The sequence below is a fragment of the Paenibacillus amylolyticus genome (assembly GCF_047302515.1).
Lineage (GTDB): Bacteria > Bacillota > Bacilli > Paenibacillales > Paenibacillaceae > Paenibacillus > Paenibacillus amylolyticus_G.
The window spans coordinates 518,343-536,049 of sequence record NZ_CP168019.1 but is presented as its reverse complement, the minus strand read 5'-3'; the positions used below and the strand labels follow the sequence as shown (position 1 = coordinate 536,049).

Genomic DNA, 17,707 nt, shown 5'->3' with positions numbered 1-17,707 from the left:
TCTTCATTGTGGAGGATAAACGAATGACTGGCTATCGTCTCGTTTTAGCCTTTTGTTTTTCCTTATGTAGCAAGGGTTTAGCTCATTTCCATCACAGAGTTCAAAGGCGTAATGAACTGCTTTCAACCTCTATATTCCTGTCTTAACTTTATGGAGAAAAGTGGTCTTCTTCCTTCATCCGAACATAAAAAAGCCTGCCTGCCATGGCGGGCAGAGCAGGTTTGTTTTATCGCTGCTGCTCCCGGTACTTGCCGGGGGTTGTTCCTGTGATTTTGCGAAACGTACGGATAAATGCGGTTGGATTGGTATAGTTTAATTTCTCGGCAATCTCCGATATTTTAAGATTTGTTGTTTGCAGCCAGGTCTTCGCTTTTTCCATACGATACTCTGCGAGATATTCCGTAAAATTGACTCCAGCTTCCTTCTTGAATACCCGACTTAGGTAGACAGGATGGAAATTAAGCTCTGCTGCACAGGCTTCCAGCGACAATTCACGATCATAACGTTCCTCGATCAAACGAATCATACGTCTCGCAATATTCATGTATTGGGATTCTTCCTGCTCTCGCCAGAAACGGATGACTGGCAGGAACAGCCGCTTGCGGAACCAATTGGTCATTTCGTCCAATGTGGACAACTTCAGCAAATGTGACATGGATGCTTTTTCACCCAGTACTTCGGCTACATCTCCACCTTGCTCCTGCACAAGCTGATATACACGAGACAATAACTGAACCATAATGACGGGGTATTCACTGAAATGAAGCTTTTTGTCTGCAAGCAGTCCCAAATATTGCTTAAAATAGGCGTCCGTCTTCTCTTCATCTCCTTGCTTGAGCGCAGACGCGAGCTGATCCTCGATCATACGTAACTGGGTATACAACGCGGCCTCCATCTGACCACGTGGCTGAATATCTTCGTAATGCAAAATAATACGGCTGCCCAAACTGACCCGACCTTGCAGAGCCTCGCGGCTCTCCTGAACCGCTCTTGGCGTATCTCCGATACAAGCGTAGGAACGACTGATGCCGATACTTACGGGCAGATTCAGATAAGTCACGACACGTTCACGAATCCAGTCTGCCTGAGTATGCATCCATTCCTTCAGCTTCACCTCATCCGTGAGTTCGGAGGCAAGTACGGTAACCTGAGCATCATCCAGCATGACCGGGGTGAACCGAACTGCCGAAGGAAGGAGCTCACCCACCATATTGTTGACGGCAAACAGCAGCAGATCGCGATCCTGTTCCTCATATCGGGTCCCTTCCAAGGTATCGATCTGGAGCATGAGTACACCAAGACTCGCCCACCCTTTCGGAAAATCATACAATTCTCCCTGATATCTGAAATCCTCTTCCGAGATTTTACCTGTCAGCAGTTTGGTCATAAAAAACTCCTGGAGGTGCACATGCTGCCCCTTCATCTGCTCACGCATCGTTTTCTCCGAACTGAACAAGGTTGACAATTGCTCTTCAATATAGATAAATTCATCCTGACGGCGTCCTGACGGAGTAACTGGAGAATCCAGCCCCTTCGTAAATTGCAGCAGTCTGGAGATCGGTGAGTACATCCGCCGACTGCCGTATATGGCGAACAATCCCGTTACACATAACATGACCAGTGTAGCGATACCGGTAACCAATGCAATTTTCTGTGACTGGGCCGTAATCTGTCCAAGAGATACAACGGACACGTATAACCAGCCATTGAGCGGAGATTGCCTATAACTAACCGCCACTTGGTTACCTTCCACCTCCGCACTGAAGAAACCCTCTGGCTGGCCTGTCGTTTGCACCATTTCATGAATTTCCTTATTCAGTGCGTCATATTTCCCGCCTTGCTGCATATCGTTCAGAAAATACTTCTGCTCCCGATCCAGAACGTACATATCTCCAGAATTCGTATTTCGGCTCAAGTAGGTACTCAGTTCCGTATCGGCGATATCAATCACAAGAAATCCCTTTGGTTTCACATTGGTTGGTATCATCGGGATTTTGAATACCATACTGACCACATTATCCGATGATATAAGAGCAGGTGCCTGTTCGGGTGTTAGTTCACCCATACCTGCTGACACAGGTACACTTTCTTTCGCTGAACTGGCATTCTGAGTGACCCAGAACAGGCTGTTGGTATAACTTAGGTAGGAGCCAATTCGGTCTCGAATGCTGAAATCATCCAATTTGCCAAAAGAACGCATCGAAACGACCCAATCTTCATCCAGATTAACCAGATAGGCTTGGTCAATGTTCGTAACCGCTTGCAAGTTGTTAAATCCGGATGTCAGATCACGAATCTCCTGAAACTCGCTGCTGTCTAGTGGTTTCTTCATCGCTTGTAGTACCAAGGGCGAATTAACATACTGGATGGATGATAATTGCAGGCTACGTAGAACTTGTTCTACCCTCATTTGGGTCTGATGTAATATCTGAAGATTGCTCTCACGCACTTTCTGTTCAATGTCACGTGATGCAATCGTATACGAGACCGAACCAATAACAATGACCGGAAGGGCTCCGAGGATCAGGGTAAAACAGAGCAAACGCAGTAAATACTTCGGCAAGAAGAGCATCCTCCTTTATACGTATGTTTATTAAAATAAATCGCTTTCATTGGATTATTTTACTATTGTTATTTTAAAACCCATTCTTATTCAAGTCCACTTATTTATTCTAAAGGTTGACTTCAAACCAATTTCCAGTTTATATTGGTTGCATATTCCTCAATCAAAGGAGAGATTTTTAATGTCGGTGAATGTTCTTAACTAACCAAGTTTCATATTCAGGAGTTTGGCCTTTCATTGCGCTTGTGCCCATATGGCATACGTGTATTTCATGATGCGCCAGATCCCTGTACTTAGTTAAGAACAGCGGATATCATAAATCGCCTCCGGGATTGTAATTGTCCGGGTCTATTTCCGCGCTGAGTTCAGCGCGGATTTTTTTAATATAGACCTGTAGTGGACACTGCTTTCCCATACGTTTAGGGCGGAGAATGACGTTTGTTCATTCTCCGCCCTTTTTGCGTTTTCCAGGAATATGTTTCAACGCGTCAACTGAAATTCCAATTCAAATTCAAGGAGAGATTACGCATGAATGAAAACACATTAAACAGTTTGGGCTATCCACAAATTCAAAAAAACGTGGCAGACTGCGCCCTGTCTTATCTGGGCAAACGTTATGCCAGAGAACTAAAACCGATGGTAGATGCTCACCTGATCCAGCTACGTCTAGAAGAAACAGCAGAAGCGGCTGCGTTGATTCGCTTCGGGGCCAGTATCCCCCTCCCTTCACTGGACGGAATGGAAACCATTATGGATCTGCTTGGCACCGGTTATCTATTCAGTGAACGCGACTTCAGTCATCTTGCTCAGTTCCTGCGGAGCTGTGCACAACTTATGAAATACATGGAGGGCAAATCTGGGGCCGCTCCCACCGTTAGTCGCTATGCAGCATCCATGATTATGATCGAACCTTTGCTGAGTGAGATCGAGCGCTGCATCCATAGTGGACGCATTCAGGATCAGGCGAGCAAAGAACTCATTCGTATTCGTAAAAAAATGACGGTGAATGAGGAACGCATGAAACGAAAGCTTGATTCTCTGGTGAGCAAACATCGCTCCATTATGCAGGAGCATGTCATCAGCCAACGCGGAGGAAGAACGGTTCTGCCCATAAAAAAAGAGTTCCGTAAACAGGTGAAAGGCAGTGTACTGGATGAATCCGGGAGCGGGCAAACCGTATATATCGAACCTGTTGAATTAGTAAGTTTACAGATGGAATTGGCCGCTCTACAAGCGGAGGAGTCCCGAGAGGAGATGAGAATTCTCGGTGATTTAACCTCCCTGACCGAATCGTATAGCCGTGAAATCGCCCTGAACACCGAAACGGTAGGTGTGCTGGATTTCCTGTTTGCCAAAGCCAAATATGCGGCCACCATGGATGGACGTACCGTTCGAGTCAATACGCAAGGCCACATCAGCCTTCAACGTGCACGTCATCCATTCATGGGTTCTTCCATGGTTCCCCTTGATTTTGCAATCGGCAGAACGTACTCGTCACTCATTATTACTGGCCCGAATACGGGGGGTAAAACGGTCGCACTCAAAACACTTGGTTTGCTAACCCTGATGATGCAATCCGGTTTGCTTATTCCGGTGGAGGAAGGTGGCGAGATGGCTGTTTATAACGAGGTAGCGGTTGATATTGGTGACGGGCAGAGTTTGGAACAAGCACTCAGTACATTCTCAGCACATATTCGCAATATGATTGGGATACTGGAACAGGCTGATACATCAACTCTGGTGCTCATTGATGAGATGGCTTCCGGCACAGATCCCGGTGAAGGTGTCGGACTTTCTATCGCCATGTTGGAGGAACTGCACAGCCGCGGAGCAACCGTCGTAGCGACAACACATTTTGGTGAAATCAAACATTTTGCAGCTGCCACACCAGGATTCGAAAATGCCCGTATGGAATTTGATACCGTATCTCTCCAGCCACTTTATCGATTGCGTATCGGAGAAGCTGGCGAAAGTTACGCCTATTCCATCGCATTAAAGCTGGGCATGCCACAGCGAATTATCGAGCGATCCAAGTCCCTGTCCGATCAAAGTATTTCAAGAGATCGTACGTTAGGGTTCACGTCACCTCCTTTGGAAACTCCGGTCCTGACGCCTGATCGTTCTGTTGCAGAAGCAGACGGCCCAGCAGAGTTGTCCAAACGGAATCAGTCGAAGCAGTCAAAGTATTCAATCGGTCTCCACAAAAACACAACACCAAGAGAGTCAGCTCCCCCTGCTCCTGCCAAAAATTTTCGCAAAGGGGATCGGGTATATGTAGCCTATCTCAATCAGTCGGGCATCGTCTGTGATGTCGAGGATAGCCGTGGAAATATCGGGGTCATGCTCAGGGGACGCAAAGTCAAAATCCATAAGAAACGCCTGACTCTGCATATATCTGCCGATGAGCTTTATCCGGGTGACGATTATGACTTGGACATTGTGCTAGAAACAAAGGAAAATCGTAAGAAGCGTAAGTTGATGGGACGCAAACATGTGGAAGGCCTACAGATCGAATTACCGCCTGAAGAATAACCCATGGGAGAAAAAAATGTAGTGAAATGGAAGTCATATATACACAGTGAAATCCATATCACCAGCACATTTCTGTTATACTGGGACCAGTATGTTCAACTTCAGTTCGTAGCTATTCCATAGGGAGGGAAGAACCGAATGTCTGCAGAACAAGACGATCAAGAGCACATCCATATCGATGTTCTTGTCTGCCCATTATGCGGGGAAGCTAATCGCTGTTCCTATGCCGCAGGACATCCTCATTCGGAATGCTGGTGTAACCGGGCTACTTTCCCCGAAGGTGTATTTGACCGCATTCCGGCAGAACAGCGCCGAAAATCATGCATATGTCAACGCTGTTTGGACGACTATGCCGATAAAAGCCAACCAAAAGAAGAGCCTCACAGTTAACTGGTCAAGACCCCATTTAGTAGACATTATAAAAAAAACCCTAGGCTGCAAACTGGCGTCGGTACTCTACCGGCGTCAGTTTTTTTAGTTTCCGTTGTGGTCGTTTTCGGTTGTAAAAACGGATATACTTTTCGATTTTGCTTTGTGCTTCGGTAAGCGTTCGGATATGATAAGGATAGAGTCCTTCCGTTTTGAGATGCGAGAAGAAACTCTCCATCGAGGCATTGTCATAACAATTTCCTCGGCGAGACATGCTGATTTGGGCGCCAACCTTTGGCAGCATGTCGTGGTAAGCATGAGATGTGTACTGGAATCCCTGGTCGCTGTGAACGACTAGTCCGGTCACGTCTGTTTGCTTCGCAAACGCCTTGCTGAATGTGCGGAGCACCAGTTCATTGTCATTGCGTTCGCCTATTTCGTAGGCCACAATTTCGTTATTAAACAGATCCTTTATGGCTGAAAGATATATCCAGCGCTCTCCCACACGATACTGGGTAATGTCCGTGACCCATTTCTGATTCGGTTTTTCTGCACTGAAATCTCGCTTCAAGCGGTTCTCTGCTACACGCTGCGCAGGTGCATACGAGCTGTTGGAGCGCCGTTTACGACGGATTCGAGATTGAATACCGAGCATTTGCATCAGGCGTAGCACCTTTTTGTGGTTCATCCAAATCCCCTGATCTTGCCAAAGGAACAACTGGAGCTGCCGATAACCATATTTGCCTTCATATCGTTGATACGTTTGAAGCACCTGTTTCTTCGCCTTTGCGTCGCGATCGAATCGTTTACGTTTTACATAGGCATAAAATCCACTCCGTGACACGCCAAACACATCACAAAGTTTCTGGATATCCCCGTATGCCGCTACTTTTTCTATGATCTGAAATCTTTCTTGTTTGCTTCCTCCTTCCAGATTACCAAGCACTTTTTTAGCAACTCATTCTCCCGTTTCAGTTTTTGCACATAGCGTTCTTGATCCAAATATTCTTTCCGTCGACCTCGCTGATCCATCAGTCCAAACTCGCCTTGTTCCCGGTGTTTTCGCATCCAGCGTTTCATTCGTCCCGGGTCATGAATTCCCAAATGTTCATTGATCTTTCGGTAAGTCCAGCCCTCAACCGTATGCAGACGAATAGCCTCTTTTTTTATCTTCTCCGAATACGTTTTATACTTTTGTCCTTTAATCGCCATAAAAAAATGCACCCCCTAGAATTTCATCGGCTAAACCCAGGGGTTTTTCCAATGTCTATTCTAAGGGGTGCACTCCAAACAACTGTATGGCTCTTCTTCATTATGCATCACATCTAATACTATTAGCTGGCTAACACTGCTCTTACATTTGGTTATACTGGGCAACAGCCTGTTCAAGCACCGGATGATGCTCATCCATGGACGTATAATGGTGGAGCGTTGCTGTAATCCCCTTCTGGCGGATCATGTCCTGCAGTTCAACTGCTTCCGGATCATCGGAGACATCGAACTTGCAGGCTGCTGCCATACCCATAGCCAGATAGGTCGTTTCGCTTCCATCCGCATATGCCTGAAGGGCCGGGCGAACCAGACGATCATTCGGAGACAACTTACGCAGCGGGGAACGACCAACACGAGTAACCTCATCGGTGAGATACGGGTTGACAAACCGTCCCAATATTTTGACAATATACTGCTCATGTTCTTCCGGGTTGAATGCAAAACGTTTCACTAAAACTTTTCCAGTTTCCTGCAAAGCACCGTAGACAATGGATTTCACCTTTTCGTCAGCAATAGCCTTCTGAATCGTGTCATAGCCGTGCACATTACCGATATATGCTGCAACGCAGTGTCCTGTATTAACAGTGAACAGCTTCCGTTCGATATACGGCTCCAGATCATCGACATATACGATCCCCTCAACCGGTTTGAATGCAGGAGCCATCTGGGAACGGTCCACCACCCACTCGTAAAAAGGCTCCACCTGTACATGCAACGGATCTTCATGATGCTGAATAGGTACAATCCGGTCTACGGCCGAGTCTGGAAAATAAATATACTGATCAGCAAGGGAACGTACGTCTTCATTGAGCAAAGCATATACATGTTCTTTCAATTGCGTACTGGCTCCAATGGCGTTCTCACAAGCAATAATGTGGAGAGGGTTTTGAGCAGGACCTGAATTCAGTCTTTTCTCAAGTCCTTTCGCAATGCCTGGTGCAATATGCTTTAGTACTCCTACACCCACTGCGGTTGTAATCAGATCCGCTTCCACCACAGTTTGGGCAACCGTTTCTAGCTGAGTCCCATCGATTGCGTTTACACCCGTGACGGTCTCCTGATCCTTGCTCTCGTTAGCCAGTTCTACAGTATACTGCCCCTGTTGCTGGAGAGCTGTGACCAAGGTCTGATTCACGTCTGAGAAGACCACCTCATACCCCGCACGGGACAGAATCAAGCCGATAAACCCGCGTCCAATGTTACCTGCGCCAAAGTGTAGGGCCTTCATAGCTCCATTTCACTTTCCAGAATAGCGATTACTTCTTCGGCTGTTTTCGCCAGACGCAGAGCCTCCATATTCTCATCCTCAGCACAGATCACCGCGATGCTAGTCAAGATCTCCATATGTTCCCCGCCTTGAGCCGCGATACCAATGACCATATAAGCCTTTTCTTCGCCAAAATCAACACCCTGTGGATACTGAATGACAGAGATACCTGTGGATAAAATGAAAGCTTTGGATTCCTTTGTACCATGCGGAATAGCCAGGCCGTTCCCTACATAGGTCGAGACAATCTCTTCACGTTCAATCATCTTTTCAATGTAATCAGCGGTAATATGTCCCGCATCCTTTAGAATCTGTCCTGCCATACGAATCGCTTCGTATTTGTCCTGAGCCGTCGCATTCATGATGACTTTATCTGTTGTTAACATACTCATAATGGTTGACCTCCAATTTCGGTTTTACTGCGATAAAATCCAACAAGTTCCTGGGACAGGTAATGAATGAGTTCATCCCTGATTCCCTTTTCCAGCAATGTAATCATTTCTTCCTGCAATAACAGGGCGCTGATCTCACTGAGAACCTCCAGGCTTTCCTTGGATAATTCTCGGGGACCAAGCATCAAGAGGACATGGGTAACTCCTGCGGGATCATCCGGCGTACAGAGGAGTGGCTCAGTGAGCTGAAACAAGCTAATGGACGGCCTGTAAATTCCCTCACTGCGTGTATGAAAAAGCGCAAGTCTTGTACCGGGAATCTTCTGACTCCCCACTGCTTCACGTGCCTCCAACCGTTTTGCGATCTCCCCCGGTTCCTTCAGAACACCAGATCCATGGAGTACGTTGCACATCGCATATACGGTTTTATAGAAACCGATATCTTGGTTATCCAACGGATACACCTGAAACTTGCCAATAATTCGGACGATTTCAACTAAAATAGCTTCCATTCCATCCGGGTCCGAGTAACGACTTGTCGTCTGAACCTCTGCTTCACGGGGCTTATTATGCTGTCGTTGTAATGTTGTTGTTCGGATAAAATGACGCAGACGCTCGCTCTCTTCTGCCGTAAGCAGTGGACTCACTTTGTAATACTGATGTTCATCCATCGGCAGATCAACAGTGGATAAAACCAGATCATATTGATCTGTAGGTATCCGGGCAGCTTCATACCAGGACACGCTGTCCATGATCCGAATCTCGGGAATCTCCTTGGACAGTCGGCTGGAAAGCATGCGTGATGATCCAATTCCGCTTGTACACACGATGATTGCCCTGATCTCCCGTTTCAGTGCACGTAACCTCTCGATGGAAGCGCCAAAATGCATGACCAGGAAACCAACTTCTTCATCCGGAACTTCTGTACCTGGCCAAGCTTGATGCACGGATTGTTTGACCTCTTCGAAGAGGGAATCATAATCCTTACGAATCTGCTGCAAAAGCGGATTACGAATCATCTGTTGCCCTTCAATTCGCTCCATGACAGGTTGCATATGACCAAGCAGACCTTCACGAAGCAAACGATCCTCATGAAAAGCGTAATGCGTTCTCGCCTGCATCTGATCAATCAGAGAATGTACCCTGTCCAGTAAAATCAAGTCGTCTATTGGCAACAGCCGCGAAGAGTGAATCCGCTGCTCTGTCTCAACTAATAGTCTGTGAAAATAAGCTTGCTCATCTTGGGAGAATGTCAGCCCCAGCTGGGTGGATAACACACCGCACAAGCGGGAAGCCATATAAGGTGGAACCTTCATCTCATCCTGCTCTGCAACTGCATCTCCCGTTTTCTCTCGTGTAGACATACGTCCAATGCCGATGCCTTTACGAATACGTACAACCGCTACGGATAATTGAATCAGCAGCTTCATGTATTGGCGTTCTGGAATGTTCTCCAGCCATTCGATATCCGGTTGCCATAACGCATTTTCGACCGTAAGCACATCACCGTGTCCAATCATATCCAACAATTTTTGGTTTACGATGGAGCCTCCCTGTTCTGGCTGTCTTCCGAACAGGTCGGATTCATCCAAAAATTCGAGAGCAAGGGCAGCTATAGCTGTGCGATGAATCGTCTCACTTCCGTTAATCTTGACGCCATATCCACGTCTGCGAACCAGCTTCAGTCCCGCCTGACGAATTCGTGACTCCAGATCGTCCAGATCAGTGGTTACGGTGGATACGGTCACTTTCAGATCCGAAGCCAGTGCGAGTAACTTTACAGGCTCCGGTTCATCCAGCAGGATGCAAAGCATGAAGAGCTTACGCTCTTCTGGCGTAAACTCTACATATTCTTTACCCTCTAGTTGCTTGCGCAATACAGCCAGATCATCGGAACTGGCATCGATTCGGATACCAGTTCCTGATTTTTTTTCCAGCCTCATGCCCAAAGGTTCAAGCCATTGTTCAATCATTTGCAGCTCCCGGTGAACCGTTCGGGTACTGACCTTTACTTCAACGGCGATTTCGCCGGCTGTTACTTCATGTGGATGCTCTAGCAGGAACTCCACGATTTCACGTTGTCTTTTGGTAATACTCATATCTCAGCCTCCGGCTCAGGGAAAACAAATGCGTGCAATTACTTCAGACGTTCAACGAGCGCATCGTATTCCGGGCTTTTTAGGAAGTTGTCGATGGATATATGTTCTGCGTTCGGCGCAACGGAGCGGGCACGATCGGTTAATACTTGTTGTGTGATGACCACATCTGCATCCGGTGGGATATCACTGATGGCCGTATTGGTCACCGTAACGTCAATCCCCTCTGCCTTCATCTTCTTGCGTAGAATGGAAGCACCCATGGCACTCGAACCCATGCCTGCATCACAGGAGAAGACAATTTTCTTCACGTCTGTTTTGACGGTAGAAGAAGCCATATCTGGGGCTCTGTCTGCTTCATGTTGGTTAGCCGTAATGCCAGCGTTTGGAACGGTTCCTTGACTCTTCATGTCCTTCATCCGACTGGATGCGGACTCCAGATCTTCGTCCTTTTGTTTACCCGTTTTCAGTAACACTGCTGCAACCAGGAAAGAAACGACGGCTGCTACAAGCACCCCTGCAAGCATCGGCAGGTATCCACCTTTTGGTGTTAAGAGGGAATACGCGATAATACTACCCGGTGATGGTGCTGAAACAAGTCCTGCTCCGGTAAGCATGAATGTTAATGTACCTGCGACGCCACCCGCGATTGCGGCAAAAATCAGAATTGGTCTCATCAGAATGTAAGGGAAGTAGATCTCATGAATTCCCCCGAAGAAATGAATGATAACGGCACCTGGTGCAGAAGATTTGGCCATTCCGCGTCCGAAGAAACAGTAAGCAAGCAAGATACCAAGTCCCGGACCCGGGTTCGATTCAAGCATGTATAACACGGATTGCCCTAATTCTCTCGCTTGATCTGTTGCAATTGGTGTAAGAATCCCGTGGTTGATCGCATTGTTCAGGAACAATACTTTACCCGGTTCGATAATCAGGTTGACCAGCGGTAACAAGCCCAGATTCATTAAGCCTTGTACCCCGGCAGATAATACTTTGCTAATCGCTTCTACAGCAGGCCCGATACCCAGTAGCGCAAAAATCCCCAGAATCCCGCCAATAATACCGGCTGAGAAGTTGTTAACCAGCATTTCAAATCCGGCTCTAATTTTACCTTCAATCGATTTATCGAACTTTTTGATAATCCATGCTGCCAGTGGTCCGGCAATCATGGCACCGAGGAACATCGGGATATCACTACCCACGATGACCCCGATGGTCATAATGGCACCCACGACACCACCACGCTGACCATGCACCATCGTACCCCCGGTGTAACCAATTAACAGTGGCAGCAAATATTTGATCATCGGATCAACTAGCTGCGCAAGCGTCTCGTTAGGGAACCAGCCTGTTGGAATGAACAGAGCGGTAATTAATCCCCAGGCGATGAATGCGCCCATATTCGGCATGACCATACCACTCAGGAACCGGCCAAAACGCTGAACACCTACCCTTAGCCCACCTTTGGAATTGGACGATTGGTCCAAATTACTCATTGTATTATCCTCCTTGGATCAAGTGATTATGATTTATGAAAGGGGTATCATTTCTCCCCTGCTGTAATCCTAAGCGAGAATGCTCTCCTGTTCAATGAAATGAAAGCGTACTTTCGTCATGAACAATGATGACAACATTAGGTTATGTAATCGTTTTAATCGATGCATAATGGCTGAACCCATTGGTACACAAGGCTTTTCTTGCCTATGACTTTTGTCATTTCCAGAATCATTTTCTAACCTATAGCTTGGTCCAATCAGGTGATTTACATCCACAATCTGCTTCAATCCACATTCAAAACCATTCTTGGAAAGCACAAAAAACCTGTGCAAGCATCCGGCTCACACAGGTCGAAACAATATGAAGCTCATATCATTTAAATATAAAATATATGTTAATAAGTACAAGTTCGTTGATACTATTCTTCCGTATGTTTCCGATACGCGTCTGCATTCATCAATGTAGACAATGCTGCTGTTAGATCTCCCTCCACACGGATCTCAATCATCCAACCTTCCTCGTAAGGAGAGCTGTTCACAAGTTCAGGGGAATCCTGCAACGAATCATTGACTGCAATAATTGAACCAGTGACTGGAGAAAACAAGTCCGACACCGTTTTGACCGATTCGATCGTTCCAATGCTGTCCTCTGCTTTTACATTGGTTTCAAGGTCAGGCAATTCCACAAACACAATGTCACCCAGCTGATGCTGCGCGAACTCGGTAATGCCAATACGTACAGTATCCTCCCCTACGGTTTGCACCCATTCGTGCTCTTCACTGTACAGGAAATCACTTTTCAATTCGCTCATCGATATCCGCCTCGCTTTTCATTAATGAGTGCATGCGTTCTTTGACCTTAACCCTTTTCCCAGAACATAGCGTATGATATTTTCGATTCAAATGTCAAGATACCTCACAATTTATTTGCTGAACACCTCTAAATCCTGTAACCGGATTACACTCTTTCTTCATATACTGGTTAATATTAGAATAGTAAGCGCAGTCTTTATAAATACACGAACAATAACATAAAAACTAAATTAAATATTCGGTTTTAAATCATTATCTATGATATCGTTCTTGACATCGGTAGTGGATTCACGTTTTAATGAGAGGAGTAAATGTGTTTATTGGACTATGTTATACCCGCGGATGAATGTAAAGGGAGAGATTACCCGTGACACCCGATTCGGGATGTACATGAGGTAACGCCGAAGGAGTAAACCACCGATAAGCGGGGGTGAATCTCTCAGGCAAAAGGACTTTTACGGGACGCAACTCTGGAGAGCATCTATTCGCCCTGTGCGGGCGTTATGATCACCCAAGGGGAAACCTGCTGCACTAATGCGGCGGGGTAACTCTCAGGTACAAGGGACAGAGCCTTAGAATACAGCGTGCTACTTGGCATGCCGATTCTTTGGCCTGTCCTTTTCCTTTTTCCCAAAAAACGAAAAACAGGATGTAGAACGGCGCTGCCATAGCTGCCTTACCATACTTATGTGATGAAATTATCTAGCTGAAAATTTAAAAATACCATGGTTCATTGATCCACGATTGTATATCCGGCCGGCTGACGGCCCATGACGAGGTGATTTGATGTCCGATTTGCTTAGAACACCACTCTTCCCACTGTATCAGCAATACGAAGGCGTAAGGTGCATTGATTTTGGAGGTTGGGAGCTTCCGGTACAATTTAGCGGAATTCAGAAAGAACATGAAGCGGTACGCGAGCGCGCGGGACTGTTTGATGTATCCCATATGGGCGAATTCACAGTACAGGGTGAGCAGGCTGAAGCGTTTTTGCAACAAATGACAACTAATGATGTGACCACGCTGGTTCCCGGTCAAGCCCAGTACACCCTGATGTGTTATCCAGATGGCGGTGTGGTGGATGATCTGCTCGTGTATAAGCTGGAAGATCAGCATTATATGCTTGTGGTTAACGCCTCCAACATCGACAAGGATTGGGCGTGGCTGCAAGAGCACTTGATCCCTGGCGTGAGCATGACCAACGATTCGGAGCAGACGGCGCTACTCGCCCTTCAAGGACCACTGGCTGTAGATATTATCAGGAAAGTTACGGATACGGATGTATCCTCGATTGAGCCTTTCCGTTTTGTGCAGGATGCTGAAGTATGTGGAGTAAAATTACTGTTGTCCCGTACCGGTTATACCGGTGAAGATGGCTTTGAACTATATGTTCCTGCAGATCAGGCCGCTGTGGTCTGGAATGGGTTAATGCAAGCCGGTGATGGTCACGGACTCGTGCCGACAGGCCTCGGTGCTCGGGATACACTGCGCTTTGAAGCAAAGCTCCCTCTGTATGGACAGGAATTGTCGGCAACTATCTCTCCACTCGAAGCTGGCGTAGGTATGTTTGTGAAGCTGAATGCCGGACCTTTTATCGGACACGAAGCCTTGTTACAGCAAAAAACTGACGGGCTCGCCCGTAAACTGGTCGGCATCGAAGTGTTGGAGCGTGGTATTCCCCGCCCCCACTATCCAATTTATGCCGAAGGCGTACAGATTGGTGAAGTTACTACAGGCACGCAATCACCTACATTGAAACGTAATCTGGGGCTTGCCCTCATCGACAGCAAATACGCTGCGCTGGGAACCCCGCTTGAGATTGAGATCCGCGGCAAGAAATTAAAAGCCGAGGTCGTGAAGACCCCTTTTCATAAACGGACACGTACGTCGAAGACACCTACTCAAGGAGCTGATCAAGCATGAGCAAGCACCGTTATATTCCCATGACTGAGCAAGATCAGAGCGCCATGCTCGCAACCATCGGTGTGGATACGCTGGAGGATTTGTTTCAGGACATTCCAAAAGAGATTCGTTATCAGGGCGAGCTGCCCGTATCCTCCAAACTTGATGAATATGCGCTGACACGTCATATGTCCAAACAAGCCGGCGCCAATGCCAATTTTGAAACACACGCCAGCTTCCTCGGCGCAGGTATATACGATCATCATGTTCCTTCCGTCATCAATCATGTCATATCCCGTTCCGAGTTCTACACTGCCTACACACCTTATCAGCCTGAGATCAGCCAAGGTGAACTACAGGCCATTTTCGAATTTCAATCCTACATCTGTGAATTAACCGGTATGGCTGTAGCCAATGCCAGCATGTATGACGGCGCAACAGCTTTTGCGGAAGCAGGTAACTTGGCGGCAGCGGCAACACGTCGCAAACAGCTTATCGTATCCCGTACCGTTCATCCAGAAGCCCGTCAGGTATTGCAGGCATATGCACACGGATTAAGTCTGGAGATTGTCGAGATTGGTTATAAGGATGGCGTCACTGACTGGGATGCCCTGCAAGCCGCCATATCGGACGATACCGCTGCTGTCATGATCCAGAGTCCGAACTTCTTTGGTGCTGTGGAAAATGTGAAGCAGGCTGCCGACCTCGTGCATGCACACAAAGGCCTGCTCGTTGTAAGTGCCAACCCGCTATCGCTGGGTCTGCTGGAAGCCCCAGGCAAGCTGGGTGCCGACATCGTTGTAGGTGATGCGCAGCCCCTTGGCATCGCCGCTTCACTCGGCGGCCCAACATGCGGATATTTCGCCGTATCCCAGCCTCATATGCGCCGAATTCCTGGCCGAATCGTAGGCCAGACCACGGATCGCAACGGCAAACGTGGTTTTGTACTCACACTGCAAGCACGTGAACAGCATATCCGCCGCGAAAAGGCGACATCCAACATCTGTTCCAACCAGGCTTTGCTTGCACTCAGCGCATCTGTGTATATGTCCATCATGGGTAAACAGGGTATGATCGATGTCGCGGATCTGAATTTGCAAAAGAGTCATTACACCCTCAATACATTAACTGCGATTCCTGGAGTTAGCCTTACTTTTAATGCACCAACATTTAATGAGTTTGTAATTAAACTTCCTGAAGGAACCGACGTGGATACTCTTCAGTTGAAACTGCTGGATGCGGGCTTTATTGGTGGTTACGAACTCGGACGTGATTACCCGGAGCTTGCCGGACAAATGCTGATTGCTGTTACCGAACGGCGCACTAAGGAAGAGATTGACGAATTCGCACGAGCATTGGAGGGATCGCTGTGACTCAGGATACGACGACGACAACGACAACATCGGTACAAGGACAATCGGTAACAGGTACCTCTGTCTCCACTTCGGTTCAACCTGAGACGGATACAACATTTAGTGCACAGACCTTATCTCCTGCTCCGGAACAATCATTGATTTTTGAACTCAGCAGCCCTGGGCGTGTCGCTTATTCCTTGCCAGAATGTGACGTTCCTCGCCAGTCTGCCGATACGTTGATTCCCCGGGAAATGCTCCGTTCGGAAGCAGCGGCACTGCCGGAAGTGTTCGAGGTAGATGTTATTCGACACTATACTGCGTTGTCCCGTCGTAACTTCGGGGTAGATAATGGATTTTATCCACTGGGCTCTTGTACGATGAAATACAATCCAAAGATTAATGAGGATGTTGCCCGTTACAATGGATTCGCCAAAATCCATCCGTACCAGCATGAATCCAGCATTCAAGGTGCACTTGAACTGTTATATACGTTGCAGAACGACCTTGCAGGTCTGACAGGTATGGACGCTGTGACCCTGCAACCAGCCGCTGGCGCCCATGGAGAATGGACTGGACTTATGATGATTCGTGCCTACCACGAAGGTCGTGGTGAAAAACGTACCAAAGTCATCGTGCCCGATTCTTCTCACGGGACCAACCCGGCAAGTGCTACCGTTGCAGGATTTGAAACTGTGACGATTCCATCCCGCGCAGACGGACTGGTCGATCTGGACGCACTCCGTGCAGCCGTCGGTTCCGATACGGCAGCATTGATGCTGACAAACCCGAATACACTTGGTTTGTTCGAGAAAGACATTCAGGAGATTGCATCCATCGTACACCAGGCTGGTGGCTTGTTGTATTACGACGGAGCCAATTCCAATGCCATTATGGGCATTACCCGTCCGGGTGATATGGGCTTTGACGTGGTGCATCTGAACTTGCACAAAACGATGAGTACGCCTCATGGCGGTGGTGGACCAGGTGCCGGACCAGTTGGTGTGAAGAATCGCCTGATTCCGTTCCTGCCTAAGCCGATGGTGATCAAGAATGATGACGGCATGTATGCATTCGATCGTGAAGGCGATCAATCCATTGGCCGGGTGAAAGCCTACTACGGCAACTTCGGTATTCTGGTACGTGCCTATGCCTATATTCGCACCTATGGACCGGAAGGTTTGCGTCGTGTCTCTGAATGTGCGGTACTGAATGCTAATTATATGATGGCCCGTCTCGCACCTTACTACGAGATTCCGTATCCGGGTGTATGCAAACATGAATTCGTCATGTCTGGTCGGGGTTTGAAGCAGTACGGTGTACGCACACTAGACGTTGCCAAACGATTGCTTGATTTTGGATATCACCCACCTACGGTGTATTTCCCGCTCAACGTGGAGGAATGCATCATGATCGAGCCGACGGAAACCGAAAGCAGAGAAACACTGGATGGGTTTATTGATACGATGATACGGATTGCCAAAGAAGCGGAAGAGACACCAGAATTGGTACTCAACGCACCTTACGGCACACCGGTCACTCGTCTTGATGAGACTACCGCGGCCCGCAAACCTGTACTGAACTGCGCGTGCAGTTAAAACTAAGTGAGTTTCTAATCCATGCTCTTGCTGATGTTAACCTACACCAGTAAGA

The 17,707-nt window shown here is 47.5% G+C and carries 13 protein-coding genes and 1 riboswitch; of the genes, 5 read left to right on the top strand and 8 right to left on the bottom strand.

Features of this window, described 5'->3' with window-relative positions; genetic code table 11:
• Positions 1-226: 226 nt before the first annotated feature.
• The gene (locus tag ACDJ59_RS02460) at positions 227-2,563 is read right to left on the bottom strand and encodes an AraC family transcriptional regulator (protein ID WP_413407502.1); all 2,337 of its coding nucleotides are present in this window, start codon (positions 2,561-2,563) and stop codon (positions 227-229) included.
• Positions 2,564-3,091: 528 nt separating this feature from the next.
• On the opposite strand from ACDJ59_RS02460, the gene ACDJ59_RS02455 reads away from it, so the two are divergent.
• Together ACDJ59_RS02455 and ACDJ59_RS02450 are read left to right on the top strand one after the other, a co-directional pair.
• Positions 3,092-5,095 carry an endonuclease MutS2 gene (locus ACDJ59_RS02455; protein ID WP_413407501.1) on the top strand — a complete coding sequence of 668 codons (2,004 nt, stop codon included), beginning with the start codon at positions 3,092-3,094 and terminating at the stop codon, positions 5,093-5,095.
• Positions 5,096-5,233: 138 nt separating this feature from the next.
• Positions 5,234-5,485 (top strand): cysteine-rich CWC family protein, encoded by a 252-nt coding sequence (locus ACDJ59_RS02450; protein WP_169481867.1) that lies wholly within the window; start codon positions 5,234-5,236, stop codon positions 5,483-5,485.
• A gap of 40 nt (positions 5,486-5,525) precedes the next feature.
• Here the strand turns inward: ACDJ59_RS02450 and ACDJ59_RS02445 are convergent, their stop codons facing one another.
• The 7 genes from ACDJ59_RS02445 to gcvH all read right to left on the bottom strand — a co-directional run bounded on the left by ACDJ59_RS02445 (position 5,526) and on the right by gcvH (position 12,799).
• On the bottom strand, positions 5,526-6,410 hold the full coding sequence (locus ACDJ59_RS02445) for an IS3 family transposase (RefSeq protein WP_413406016.1): 885 nt from the start codon (positions 6,408-6,410) through the stop codon (positions 5,526-5,528).
• Positions 6,359-6,676 (bottom strand): transposase, encoded by a 318-nt coding sequence (locus ACDJ59_RS02440; RefSeq protein ID WP_413406014.1) that lies wholly within the window; start codon positions 6,674-6,676, stop codon positions 6,359-6,361. The genes ACDJ59_RS02445 and ACDJ59_RS02440 overlap by 52 nt, the downstream gene beginning before the upstream one ends.
• A gap of 142 nt (positions 6,677-6,818) precedes the next feature.
• The gene (locus ACDJ59_RS02435) at positions 6,819-7,964 is read right to left on the bottom strand and encodes a mannitol-1-phosphate 5-dehydrogenase (protein ID WP_413407500.1); all 1,146 of its coding nucleotides are present in this window, start codon (positions 7,962-7,964) and stop codon (positions 6,819-6,821) included.
• A complete protein-coding gene (locus tag ACDJ59_RS02430; RefSeq protein WP_017686856.1) occupies positions 7,961-8,395 on the bottom strand; it encodes a PTS sugar transporter subunit IIA in 435 nt (144 codons plus the stop codon). The genes ACDJ59_RS02435 and ACDJ59_RS02430 overlap by 4 nt, the downstream gene beginning before the upstream one ends.
• Positions 8,392-10,494, bottom strand: coding sequence for a BglG family transcription antiterminator (locus ACDJ59_RS02425; protein ID WP_413407499.1), 2,103 nt, complete (start codon positions 10,492-10,494; stop codon positions 8,392-8,394). The genes ACDJ59_RS02430 and ACDJ59_RS02425 overlap by 4 nt, the downstream gene beginning before the upstream one ends.
• A gap of 38 nt (positions 10,495-10,532) precedes the next feature.
• Positions 10,533-11,987: a PTS mannitol transporter subunit IICB gene (locus ACDJ59_RS02420; RefSeq protein ID WP_413407498.1), complete on the bottom strand. Its 1,455-nt coding sequence runs from the start codon at positions 11,985-11,987 to the stop codon at positions 10,533-10,535.
• Positions 11,988-12,406: 419 nt separating this feature from the next.
• Complete coding sequence (gene gcvH, locus ACDJ59_RS02415) at positions 12,407-12,799, bottom strand: glycine cleavage system protein GcvH (RefSeq protein WP_047844042.1); 393 nt, start codon at positions 12,797-12,799, stop codon at positions 12,407-12,409.
• A 343-nt stretch (positions 12,800-13,142) separates the two neighbouring features.
• Positions 13,143-13,265, top strand: a riboswitch (glycine riboswitch).
• Positions 13,266-13,586: 321 nt separating this feature from the next.
• Between gcvH and gcvT the strand changes: the two genes are divergently transcribed.
• From gcvT to gcvPB, 3 genes are all read left to right on the top strand, one after another.
• Positions 13,587-14,723 carry a glycine cleavage system aminomethyltransferase GcvT gene (gcvT, locus tag ACDJ59_RS02410; protein ID WP_413407497.1) on the top strand — a complete coding sequence of 379 codons (1,137 nt, stop codon included), beginning with the start codon at positions 13,587-13,589 and terminating at the stop codon, positions 14,721-14,723.
• Positions 14,720-16,075, top strand: a complete 1,356-nt coding sequence (gcvPA, locus tag ACDJ59_RS02405; protein WP_413407496.1) for an aminomethyl-transferring glycine dehydrogenase subunit GcvPA — start codon at positions 14,720-14,722, stop codon at positions 16,073-16,075. The genes gcvT and gcvPA overlap by 4 nt, the downstream gene beginning before the upstream one ends.
• A 137-nt stretch (positions 16,076-16,212) precedes the next feature.
• The gene (gene gcvPB, locus ACDJ59_RS02400; protein ID WP_413409695.1) at positions 16,213-17,652 is read left to right on the top strand and encodes an aminomethyl-transferring glycine dehydrogenase subunit GcvPB; all 1,440 of its coding nucleotides are present in this window, start codon (positions 16,213-16,215) and stop codon (positions 17,650-17,652) included.
• Positions 17,653-17,707: the final 55 nt, after the last annotated feature.